The sequence below is a fragment of the Mesorhizobium sp. ES1-3 genome (assembly GCF_020164795.1).
Classification (GTDB): Bacteria; Pseudomonadota; Alphaproteobacteria; order Rhizobiales; family Rhizobiaceae; genus Mesorhizobium.
The window spans coordinates 248,414-259,663 of the sequence record NZ_JAIUGW010000003.1; the positions used below are offsets into that span (position 1 = coordinate 248,414).

General features: G+C 64.1%; 12 protein-coding genes. 5 read left to right on the forward strand and 7 right to left on the reverse strand.

Annotated features, from left to right (window positions below; genetic code table 11):
- The gene (locus LB536_RS06495; RefSeq protein WP_224590520.1) at positions 1–699 is read right to left on the reverse strand and encodes a phosphatidylserine decarboxylase; all 699 of its coding nucleotides are present in this window, start codon (positions 697–699) and stop codon (positions 1–3) included.
- Positions 700–991: 292 nt separating this feature from the next.
- Here LB536_RS06495 and LB536_RS06500 point away from each other — a divergent pair, with 292 nt between their 5' ends.
- The gene (locus tag LB536_RS06500; protein WP_224590521.1) at positions 992–1,858 is read left to right on the forward strand and encodes an SMP-30/gluconolactonase/LRE family protein; all 867 of its coding nucleotides are present in this window, start codon (positions 992–994) and stop codon (positions 1,856–1,858) included.
- 122 nt (positions 1,859–1,980) lie between these two features.
- Here the strand turns inward: LB536_RS06500 and LB536_RS06505 are convergent, their stop codons facing one another.
- The 4 genes from LB536_RS06505 to LB536_RS06520 form a co-directional block, all read right to left on the reverse strand.
- Entirely contained in the window at positions 1,981–2,334 is a 354-nt protein-coding gene (locus LB536_RS06505) for an antibiotic biosynthesis monooxygenase (RefSeq protein WP_181178640.1), read from the reverse strand.
- 89 nt (positions 2,335–2,423) lie between these two features.
- The gene (locus LB536_RS06510) at positions 2,424–4,307 is read right to left on the reverse strand and encodes an ABCB family ABC transporter ATP-binding protein/permease (protein WP_140759327.1); all 1,884 of its coding nucleotides are present in this window, start codon (positions 4,305–4,307) and stop codon (positions 2,424–2,426) included.
- Positions 4,308–4,332: 25 nt separating this feature from the next.
- Positions 4,333–4,680, reverse strand: a complete 348-nt coding sequence (locus tag LB536_RS06515; RefSeq protein WP_181178638.1) for an ArsR/SmtB family transcription factor — start codon at positions 4,678–4,680, stop codon at positions 4,333–4,335.
- Between the two features lie 79 nt (positions 4,681–4,759).
- Positions 4,760–6,175 carry a LysM peptidoglycan-binding domain-containing protein gene (locus LB536_RS06520; protein ID WP_140759325.1) on the reverse strand — a complete coding sequence of 472 codons (1,416 nt, stop codon included), beginning with the start codon at positions 6,173–6,175 and terminating at the stop codon, positions 4,760–4,762.
- Between the two features lie 128 nt (positions 6,176–6,303).
- Between LB536_RS06520 and LB536_RS06525 the strand changes: the two genes are divergently transcribed.
- A complete protein-coding gene (locus tag LB536_RS06525) occupies positions 6,304–6,915 on the forward strand; it encodes a TIGR00730 family Rossman fold protein (RefSeq protein WP_140759323.1) in 612 nt (203 codons plus the stop codon).
- A gap of 53 nt (positions 6,916–6,968) precedes the next feature.
- On the opposite strand, the gene LB536_RS06530 is transcribed toward LB536_RS06525, so the two are convergent.
- On the reverse strand, positions 6,969–7,868 hold the full coding sequence (locus LB536_RS06530; RefSeq protein WP_224590522.1) for a LysR substrate-binding domain-containing protein: 900 nt from the start codon (positions 7,866–7,868) through the stop codon (positions 6,969–6,971).
- 117 nt (positions 7,869–7,985) lie between these two features.
- Between LB536_RS06530 and LB536_RS06535 the strand changes: the two genes are divergently transcribed.
- From LB536_RS06535 to LB536_RS06545, 3 genes are all read left to right on the forward strand, one after another.
- Positions 7,986–8,276 carry a muconolactone Delta-isomerase family protein gene (locus LB536_RS06535; RefSeq protein ID WP_224590523.1) on the forward strand — a complete coding sequence of 97 codons (291 nt, stop codon included), beginning with the start codon at positions 7,986–7,988 and terminating at the stop codon, positions 8,274–8,276.
- A gap of 159 nt (positions 8,277–8,435) precedes the next feature.
- The gene (locus LB536_RS06540; protein WP_224590524.1) at positions 8,436–9,218 is read left to right on the forward strand and encodes a glucose 1-dehydrogenase; all 783 of its coding nucleotides are present in this window, start codon (positions 8,436–8,438) and stop codon (positions 9,216–9,218) included.
- Between the two features lie 108 nt (positions 9,219–9,326).
- Positions 9,327–10,325, forward strand: coding sequence for a transporter (locus LB536_RS06545; protein ID WP_224590525.1), 999 nt, complete (start codon positions 9,327–9,329; stop codon positions 10,323–10,325).
- Here LB536_RS06545 and rarD read toward each other — a convergent pair.
- Positions 10,303–11,229 (reverse strand): EamA family transporter RarD, encoded by a 927-nt coding sequence (rarD, locus tag LB536_RS06550; RefSeq protein ID WP_224590526.1) that lies wholly within the window; start codon positions 11,227–11,229, stop codon positions 10,303–10,305. The genes LB536_RS06545 and rarD overlap by 23 nt on opposite strands.
- Between the last annotated feature and the right edge of the window lie 21 nt (positions 11,230–11,250).

Genomic DNA, 11,250 nt, shown 5'->3' on the forward strand with positions numbered 1-11,250 from the left:
TCAGGAAATCCGCACGAGGGGCGTGCCGGCGATCCCGCCGAATTCGGCCAGCACCGTTTCGCCGCCGACCGCGGTCTGGCCAACGGCAACGCGCGGCGTGGCGGTCAAAGGCAGGAATACGTCGACGCGCGAGCCGAAACGGATCAGGCCGAAACGCTCGCCTGTGCCGATCGAAGCGCCGGCCTCGGTCCAGCAGACAATGCGGCGCGCCACCAGCCCGGCGATCTGGACTGCCGCCACCGTGCCGTTGGGGCTCTCGATGACAAGGCCGTTGCGCTCATTTTCGGTGCTCGCCTTGTCCAGCTCGGCATTGAGGAACTTTCCGGGGCGATGCTCGATCTTGGCAATGCGGCCGCGCACCGGAGAGCGGTTCACGTGGCAGGAAAAGACGTTCATGAACACGGAGATGCGGGTCATCTCGACATTGCCGAGGCCAAGCTCGCGCGGTGGCACGGCAGGTCCCACCGCCGAGATGATGCCATCGGCGGGGCTCACCACGAGACGGTCATCGACGGGCGTGACGCGCTCGGGATCGCGGAAGAAATAGACGCACCAAGCGGTCAGGATCAGGCCGATCCAGAAGAGGATCGAGGAGAAATAGCCGAGGAACAGCGTCGCCGCGCCAAAGACGGCGATGAAGGGATAACCTTCGCGATGGATCGGTACGAACGCGTTCTTGACCGTGTCGACAAGGCTCATGGGCCGGTCCCTGTTTCAGGTCCGGCCTCAATAGCCGAAACACCCCCTGCCCGCAACGCGACAATGGGCGGCGCGGGTTTGTCTTCAGCTTCCGCCGCGATGGCGAGGCGCTTGTCATCAAGGATGGTAATTGAGACCCGCCATCATGCGGCGCCAACGGTCACGCCGATGGAGTGTTTCTTCATGAGCGAAAAACATTAAGCCCGCTGTCGGCAAATCGTCTTCTCGCCCGTCCTTGGTGAGAAGCGCCTCATCACAGGGCTGATGACGCGCGCAACGGAGGTTCCTGATCATGCGAATATCATCCGGCAACAGAGCGCATATCGTCATGGAAGGTCTCGCCTTCGGCGAATCGCCGCGTTGGCATGATGGACGCCTGTGGGTCTGCAACTGGGGCACCGGCGAGATCATTGCCTTCGATGCGCACGGCAACAGCGAGATCATGCTCAGGGTTCCGGCTGTGCTGCCCTACTCCATCGACTGGCTGCCGGATGGTCGTCTGCTGGTTGTCTCAGGCCGCGAGGGCCTGCTGTTGCGGCGGGAAGCCGATGGCTCGCTCGTCACCCACGCCGATCTGCGCGGCCTGTCGAAGAGTCCATGGAACGAGATCGTCGTCGATGGGCGGGGCAACATCTATGTCAATGGCGGCGGGCCGGCTCCTGCGGCCGGCCAGCATTTCGGCCCCGGCACCATCGTCTTGGTCACACCAGATGGAAAGGTCAGGCAAGTGGCGGACACCATCGCCTTCGCCAACGGCATGGCTGTGACCCCTGACAACAAGACGCTGATCATCGCCGAATCCCACGCCAACAGGCTGACCGCTTTCGACATCGCCGCCGACGGCTCCTTGTCCAACCGACGCATCTGGGCTGAACTCGACGGATATCCCGACGGCATCTGCCTCGATGCCGAAGGGACTGTCTGGTACGCGGATGTTCCCAACAAGCACTGCGTGCGGGTGCGCGAAGGCGGTGACGTCTTGCAGACCGTCATCGCCGATCGCGGCTGCTTTGCCTGCATGCTGGGCGGTGCGGGCAGGAAAACGCTGTTCATCACCGTCGCCGAGTGGCGCGGCTTCGAGCATATGACAAGCGACGCCCGCACCGGCCAGGTGCTCGCCATTGAAGCGCCGGCACTGGGCGTGGGCTGGCCTGGCTAGGGCAATTCCAGGAAAAGTGCGCAGCGGTTTTCCCGGGAAAAGCGCGTAGCGCTTTCCCTAGGGAATTGCGTGAAAACAAAGAGCTAGAGCGGTTCGGCGACTCTATCAGACACTGAACCGCTCTAGAGTCCAGGCACGCGCTGATAGTTGGCGATATCAGCCCGCACTCCGAGCCGGGCGATCGTCTCCTGCGGGTTGAAGGCTATGCGCTCGTGCGCCGCCTTGACGATCGGCACCACATTGTCGACGGCGGCCTGGCTTTCCCATTCGACGATGGTGACGAGGTTGAATTCCCCCGGTCCGGAGAATTGCTCGAGCAGGAAATCCTGGACGAAGCCTTGCTGCAGACGCAGCAACTCATGCGTCATCTTCACCTTTGCGAGGATCTCATCGCGAGCATTGGCGGGTACGACGAACTTGTCGACCCTAAACACGCTTCCGCCATTAACACTTTGATCCGTAACGCTGATATCCATTTGATTCCGTCCTCGAGGATGCTGTTTTTCGGCTCTCGGGCACGGTCTACAATCTCAACTTAAGTTGAGGTCAAGAGGTTTTTTTCGAGCTACGACATCTCCGACGTGCGCCGGCGCACTACGACACCCAGTTCGTCGCTTTCCCGGGCAATGCGCAGCCGCTCCTCGGCTTCGGTCGCCTCGCGCTGGCGGTCCCACATCGAGGCGTAGAGGCCGTGCTTTCGCATCAGCTCGACATGGGTGCCGCGCTCGGCGATCTGACCATCCTTGAGCACGATGATCTCGTCGGCCGAAATCACCGTCGACAGGCGGTGGGCGATGACGATGGTGGTGCGGCCCTTGCTGACCAGGTCGAGCGCGGCCTGGATCTCCTGCTCGGTGTGGCTGTCGAGCGCCGAAGTGGCTTCGTCGAGCATCAGGATCGGCGGCGCCTTCAGGATGGTGCGGGCGATCGCCACGCGTTGCTTCTCGCCACCGGAGAGCTTCAGCCCGCGCTCGCCGACCATCGACTTGTAGCCGTCGGGCAGCTTCTCGATGAACGGTCCGATCTGGGCGAGTTCGGCGGCCTTGCGCACCTCTTCCTCGCCGGCGCTGACACGGCCGTAGCGGATGTTGTAGGCGATGGTATCGTTGAACAGCACTGTGTCCTGCGGCACCATGCCGAGTACCGCGCGCAGGCTGTCCTGCGTCACATCCCTGATATCCTGGCCGTCGATCAGCACCTGACCACCCTGTACGTCGTAGAAGCGGAACAGCAGCCGCGAGATGGTCGACTTGCCCGCGCCCGACGGCCCGACAATGGCAACCGTCTTGCCGGCCGGCACTTCGAAGGAGACGCCCTTCAGGATCTTGCGGTTCGGATCATAGGAAAAGTGGACGTCTCGGAACTCGACCTTGCCGGCACCGACGGACAGCGGCTTGGCGCTGGGCTTGTCGATGATCTCCTGCGGCACGTCGAGCAGGTCGAACATGTGCTCGATGTCGGTCAACCCTTGCCGGATTTCGCGATAGATGAAGCCGATGAAGTTGAGCGGCACGGAAAGCTGCACCAGCATGGCATTGATGAAAACGAAATCGCCGACGCTCTGGGTGCCGGCCTGCACCTCCAGCGCCGACATGCACATGACGACGACCGTGCCGACACCGAAGATGAAGCCCTGGCCAAAGTTCAGCCAGCCGAGCGAGGTCCAGGTCTTGGTGGCGGCGATCTCGTAACGCGCCATAGAGCGGTCGAAGCGCTCGGCCTCCATGCGCTCATTGGTGAAATATTTGACCGTCTCGAAATTGAGCAGCGAGTCGATCGCCTTGGTGTTGGCGTCGGTGTCGCTGTCGTTCATGTCGCGGCGGATCGAGATGCGCCAGTCGCTCGCCTTGACGGTGAACCAGACGTAGACGCAGACGGTGATCGCCACCACGGCCACATATTTCCAGCCATAGGTGAAGCCGAATATGCCGGCGGTCAGCGCGAATTCGAGGATCGTCGGCGCCGTGTTGAGCATGATGAAGCGCACGATCGTCTCGATGCCCTTGGTGCCGCGCTCAATGATGCGCGACAGGCCGCCGGTGCGGCGCTCCAGGTGGAAGCGCAACGACAGCTGATGCATGTGCACGAACGTGCGGAAGGCAAGCTGACGCACCGCATGCTGGCCGACGCGGGCAAACAGCGCGTCGCGCAGCTGGTTGAAGCCGAGCTGGACGAGCCTCAGTACATTATAGGCAATGACCAGCATCACCGGGGCAAGCATGAACGACGGCAGCGGCGGGGGCGTTTTGAAACCTCCCGCCAGCGCATCGGTTGCCCATTTGAAGAAATAGGGACCGGCGACCAGCGTCACCTTGGCCACGACCAGCAGCAGCGTCGCCCAGGTCACCCGTGCCCTCAGGTCGGCGCGGTCGGCCGGCCACATATAGGGCCAGAGATTGCGCAATGTCGTGAGTGTCGAGGTGTCGGCGGATACGGTTTTTTCGGCCACTTTTCTTGCCTTTTGGATGAGAGGGTCAGCGGCCGGAGCAGCAGGAATTGATGAGTGCGCTCAGTGATGCCGATACATCGGCAAGTGCCGCGCGATCGACAGCATAGCGCGATCGTTGACGATCGGGCTCGAACCGAACCAGGCCGGCCTCGACCAATATCTTCAGATGCTGGGAGATGGTCGACTGCGCCAGATCGAAATGGTCGACGACCTCACGGCAGCAGCAGGAATTGCTGGCGGACAGATGCTTCAGTATCTCGATCCGCGCCGGATGCGAAAGTGCTGCGAACCGCGCCGCGACAGCGCGGCTGTCCGGCATGCAGACGGACAGTGCCGAGACGGCGTGGTCTGGTATGGGGATGCACTCTGTCATCGTTCATCGGCGATAGACGATGACCGATGACAGGGCAAGCTAGGCCGATGGGTAGATCGCCGGAATTGCCGGTCTCTCTCTATTCCGTCTTCGTGGTCGCGTGTTCACCCATCGCCTTGAAGTCGGCGGCTTCGCCTTCCTTCGACTTTTCCGGGACTTTGAACACCTGCCCCGGCCAGATGCGGTTCGGATTCCTGATCTGGTCCTGGTTGGCGAGGTATATGGTGGAGTAGCGCGTGCCGTGACCATAGACGCGCCGTGAAATCCGCCACAACGTATCATTGCGACGAATAATGACCGCGCCGTCGGCATGTTCGAGCTTGGGCGACACGATTTCAGGCACGTCGCTTGGCGGCGTGGCTGCCGCGACGACGGCCGAGGCATCGGCGGCCGGTGCGGTCCCCGCCGGAGCAGCGGCGGCCGCAGGCTTGGTCTCGGCCGGCTTGGTCCCGGCGGGTGCAACGGCGGCGACCGCCTCGCCCGCCTCGCGCTCGAAGGGCACTGCGGCGCGAGCCACCACCTTCACGCCGTCGGCATCGAGGCCGTCGACGTGGATGGTGTAGCTGCCGACCGGAATGTCGCGCGTCGCCTCGACCAGGAAATGGCCGTCCGACGACGTCTGTGCGTCGCCGAGCGGAATGTCGTTGGCATAGGCGCGCACCTTGCGGCCCGGATCGGCGAGGCCGGCGACAAAGATCTTGTTGCCTTCGATCTCGACCGCCTCGACGACGATCTTGGGTTCGGTCACAGCGGGCGCGGCCGGTGCCGCCGGAGCTGGCTTTGCTTCAACCACGCCTGGCGCGGTCGCCGCCGGCACGGCGGGCGCTGGAGCGGCAGCCTGGTCGCCGGTTGCCGGCGCAGGCTTTGTCTCGGGCGCCGGGACCGTCAGCAGTTCGGCCGGTTTGCCTGGCTCCTCGACCATGGCCAGCACCTGGCCAGCCGCATTCGCCGGCACCGAGACCACGGCGGTCTGCGCCGAGGCGGTCACGACCGTGCCGACCGTCGAACGCAAGGCGATTGTATAGTCGCCGGGCTTCAGCGGATCGTCGAGCACGATGACAAAGGCGCCATCGGGACCAGCCACCGTGGAGCCGATCACCGTCGTGCCGTTGAGGATTTCGACCTTCGAGTTGGGCGCCGCGTTGCCGGCAATGACGATCGAGCCGTTGCCCTCGACGCGCACGACGTCGAAAGTCGGGGCGATCGGACCCGCCGTCGCGGGCGCCGCAGGCGCCGCCGCATCGGTTGCGGGCGCTGCCGGGGCTGTTGCCTGGGGTGCCGTGGCCGGAGCGGCCGGCACCGCCGGAGCCGGCAGGCGCCCTTCCGTGCCCGGATCGGCCGGCTTCGGCGTCGCGGGCGGCGTCAACGCCGCGACTTCCGCCGGCGGCGTGCGATGAAGATACGGGTCGAGTGCGCCCGATACATAGGCGGTTCCCGCGGCCGCGACGATCCCACCCGCCGCGAACAAGAACGCCTTCAATGGATTGATCGCCATGTACTTCCCTGCCCCTTAGCCACCTAACGCCGGTCTAGCGTGTTTTGCCATGACCGACAAGAAAAAGCCCGGCCTTCTCAGCCCTTGGGGCTTGACCGCGCTTTCAGACCCAATCACCAATCATCGGTATGAACACGATTCGATCCGTCTGCGTCTATTGCGGCTCGTCTCCGGGCCGCGATGAAATCTATGTCAAGGCCGGTCACCTGCTTGGACGCTCAATTGCCAAGTCAGGACTGCGGCTGGTCTATGGCGGCGGCACCAAAGGCATCATGGGCGCCGTCGCCGAAGGCGCGCTCAAGGCCGGCGGCAAGGTGACGGGCATCATCCCGCGCTTCCTCATCAACAAGGAAGCAACCGAAACCGCGCTTGACCGGCTCGACGAGTTGCTGATCACCGACAACATGCACGAGCGCAAACACAAGATGTTCGAGAAATCCGACGCCTTTGTGGCGCTGCCCGGTGGCATCGGCACAGTCGAGGAGATCGTCGAGATCATGACCTGGGCGCAACTCGGCCATCACCGCAAGCCGATCGTCTTCGGCAATATCAACGGATTCTGGGACCCGATGACGGCGATGCTTGACCACATGGCGGCGGAGGGCTTCATTCACACGGCGCAACGGGTCAAGCCGCTGGTCGTCAACGATCCGGAGGCAATCGTCGCCGCCATCATGGTGGCCGGGTCCTCGGTCGACGCGCCGACGGAAGGCGTCCAGTCGGTGATCGACAAGATGTAGAGTTACGGGAGTATGGTAGTAGGTTTGCAGTCTCCGGCGTGTACACTTTTCCCCTACTCCCCTACTCCCTCCCTCCGGGCAGCCTCCCGCAGGTCGGCGATCACCGCGCGCCGGTCCTGTCGCCGCCAGGCGAGGTGGATGGAAACCATGCGCCCAAACCATGGCATGTCGCGGAACAGGATCGAAGGCGGCGCGGCAGTGCGCAGGCTTGCCTGCACGGTGGCGAGACCAAGGCCGGCGCTGACAAGCCCGAGCGAGGTCAGCGGGTCCGCCGTCTCGTAAGCGATATCGGGCGTAAAGCCAGCCTCTGCGCAGGCTGCTAGGAACTGGCCACGATTGGTATCGTCGGGCTGGCGCACCACGGTGATCCAGACGCGGCCGTCGAGATGACGTGGCTGGATATCGGCCACATCGGCGAGCGGATCGCCTTCGGGAATGGCCAGCACCAGCGGCTCGTGGCGTAGCGGCGTGCTGGCGATATCAGGATCGTCGGCCGCCGCGGGGGCGTACACCAAACCGAGATCCAGCGACCGCTGCCGAAGCCCCTCCATCTGCACCGCCGAGCGCATGCTTCTCAACTGCAGATGAAAATCCGGCCGGTCGCGGCGGAACTGACGCAGCATGCCGGCGACAAGCCCGGCATGGACCGCACCCTCGACATAGCCGATGGCAAGACGCCCCGTGGCACCGCTGGCCAGATTGCGGCCAAGTTCCTCCAGCCGGCGCGCATTCGACAGCAAGGCACGGGCTTCGGTCAGGAAGGCGCGACCCTCGGCATTGAGATGAACACGCTGCTTTGCCCGCTCGAACAGAGGGACACCAAGCTGTTGCTCCAGTTGCATGATCTGCCGGCTGAGCGGCGATTGCGAGATATGCAGCAGTTCGGCGGCTCGACCGACATTGCCGGTTTCGGCGACAGTGACGAAATATCTGATCTGGCGTAGGTCGAACATTTTTAGCTCCTCGACACCCAAGTCCTCTCAGGTCTCAACTTTAGCCTAATCAGTCTTGGACAGTCTTACCAGTCGGCGCGATACCTCCTGTCATCCCCCCCACGACAGGAGACCGAAATGCAGTTCCTTGCCCTTCTCACCCGCAACACCGAAAAGTTCACCGACGCCGACTTCACACCCCTCCTGCCTGGCGAGGCCGAGCAGCGTCGCACCCTCTATGCCGAAGGCGCCGTGCGCCAAATCTGGAATCGCGGCGACATTCCCGGCAGCGGCATGATGTTCGAGGCCGGCAGCGATGCCGATGTGCGCGGCCATCTAGCCACCTTGCCCCTGGTCAAGGCCGGCATGATGGACATTGCCGCGATCGTGCCGCTCAATCCCTATCCGGGGTTTGGGCCGAAGCGCTGAGGCCGACGGCCGCGAGCATCGAGGCCATCAGCCCGGCGCCAAGGCGACAAAGCGCCTTGCATGTCATCAAGCCACGCGGCACGCTGGTGGTGCCGCGTGCCAAGGATCAGACGAGCCTTCGCGCTGGCGGCAACAAATCGCAAGCGATGAAGGTGCAAATTGCATTCGACTTACTATCTCGGCCGCCTGTTCGGCCTCGAGGGCAAGCATGCCTTCATCACCGGCGCCAGCCGCGGCCTGGGTCTGGCCTTCGCGGAGGCGCTTGCGAGCGCCGGCGCGCGCGTCACGATCGGCGGCCGCAAGGCCGACGATCTGAAAGCGGCCGCAGACAGGCTGCGCGCCGCGGGCCATTCGATCGCTGAAGCGGTGATCGACGTGACCGACACGCAGTCGGTCGACAGCGCGATCGCGGCGGCGGAAACCGGCACCGCACCGATCGACATCCTGGTCAACAATGCCGGCGTCCAGCGACGAGCACCGCTGGAGACCTTCAGCGACGCCGACTGGGACACGCTTATGGCCACCAACCTGGACGGCGTGTTCAAGGTGAGCCGGGCCGTCGTGAAGGGTATGATCGCTCGCCAAAGGGGGGCGATCATCAATGTCTCCTCGGTGCAGAGCGTGCTCGCGCGGCCCTCGATCGCGCCTTACGCGGCGAGCAAGGGCGCCATCACCATGCTGACCAAGTCGATGGCCGGCGAATGGGGCCAGCACGGCGTGCGCGTCAACGCCATCGCGCCGGGCTATTTCAAGACCGAACTCAACTCTGCGCTGGTCGCCGACGAGACATTCTCCGCCTGGCTGACCGGCCGCACGCCGATGCGGCGCTGGGGCGAGGTGCGGGAGCTCGCGGGCGCCGCCGTGTTCCTGGCGTCCGACGCCGCCAGTTTCGTGAGCGGACAGACACTGCTGGTGGATGGCGGGATCACCAGCGTCCTTTAGGAAGGCGTGCCGTCACGAAACAGTCACACTAAATCGGGGATGCCATGCTAGAAATCGCGCTTGGCCGCTCCCGCGACCCCTACTGCATCAGTGACCGGCGAAGCCACCATGAACATCGCCCTCCCGTTCGAAGGCACTGACCTGTCGCCTTACCTGCCCGATGAGCACGGGCTGTTCTTCACCTACCACTTTACCACTGAGGGCGCGCGCACCAGGGATGCCGCCGCCGCGCACTGGACATGGCGCAGCTACCAGCTTTCCGACATGCGCGCCCGCCACGAGATCGGCGCCGATCAGGCCTTGCCGGCGCCGGTGCGCGAAGCTTTCCTGAGCGCCAGCCATGGCTGCCACATCGACCTCGAGGATGACTGGCTCTATGGCGATCTGCCGGACCTGCGCCACGACTATTCGGCGGAAGCCGGCGGGCTTGGTCATTTCCGCTTCGCCCTCAACGATACGATGCTGGTCGGCGCCCGCAAGCAACCGCTGCAATCGGTCGACAACATCCGCAAGGCGATCGAGAACGGATCGCGCAAATTCCGCTCTCCGGCCGAACTGATCGAGGCTGTCGTCGGCCAGTCGTTCGACGGAATGGCGGCGGAACTCGCGACACTCAGCGACAGTCTCGACGGCATCGAGGACCGTATCGTCTGCGACGCATGGCACAATGAGCGGCAGGCGCTGGTCGATGCACGCCGGCACCTGGTGGTCATCCATCGGCAGATGGCGACGCTGACCAATCTGTTTCGCCATCTCGACCATTCACACCGCAACGACTTGCCGGATTCGATCAACGACATGGCGGCGCGGCTGTCACACCGCGCCCAGACGCTGCACTATGATGGCGAGCAGTTGCAGGCGCGCACGCGGCTGCTGCAGGACGAGCTGATGGCCAAGCTGACGACGCAGTCGAACCGGCTGCTTTACGTGCTGTCGGTGATGACGGCGGTGCTGTTGCCGATGACCATCATCTCCGGCCTATTCGGCATGAATGTCGGCGGATTGCCGCTGGTCAACACCCCTTTGGGCTTCTGGGTGGTCACAGCCGTATCGTTGCTGATCGCGGGCGTGACCTATCTTTTCGTCAGGCGGCTCGGACAGATGTAGCCCGGCGCGCCGTCGCCAGCATGGACCAGGAATAGACCGCAAGCGCCGCCCAGATCAGGGCAAAGGCGATGGCCTGCGTGGTGCCGAACGGCTCGTCGAAGATCAGCACGGCAATCAGGAACACCATGGTCGGCGCTATGTACTGCATGATGCCGATGGTCGAGAGGCGCAGCAGCTTGGCGCCGAAGGCGAACAGCAGCAGCGGCACGGCGGTCACCGGCCCGCAGCCGATGAGCAGCGCGGTGTCGCTGCCGTTGCTGGAGACGAAATGGTCCTGTCCGGTGGCGATCAGGAAGGTGATGTAGCCCAGCGCCGGCACCGACAGCAAAAGCACTTCGAGCAGGAAACCCTGGCTGGGACCGATCGGCAGCGTCTTGCGGAAGAAGCCGTAGGCGGCGAAGGAAAACGCCAACGCCAGCGACACCCAGGGCAGCTTGCCGCCCTCGATCGTCAGCACGGCGACGGCGACTGCCGCAAGCGCCACCGCCGCGATCTGCAGCCGGTCGAGCCGCTCGCCGAGCAACAGCGCGCCGACGACGACGCTGACCAGCGGGTTGATGTAATAGCCCAGCGCGGTCTCGACCGTGCGATCGACGGCGATCGCCCAGACATAGATGCCCCAGTTGACCGAGATCAGCGCCGCCGTCAGCGCCGCCATGGCGATGGTGCGGGGCGAACGGATTGCCGCCTTGAAGTCCGCCGTGCGGCCGGCCCAGATCAGGACCGCCGCGGCAATCGGCACCGACCAGACGATGCGATGTGCGATGACCTCGGCGAGCGGCAGATGCGCCACCGCCTTCATGTAGAAGGGCAGCAACCCCCACAAGAGATAGGCACCCAGCGCCAGCAGGAAGCCGCGGCGGGCTTTGGAATCTGCATCGGAGATAATTGCTTCAGCGGCCATGGCCCAACGCTATGGCCCAGT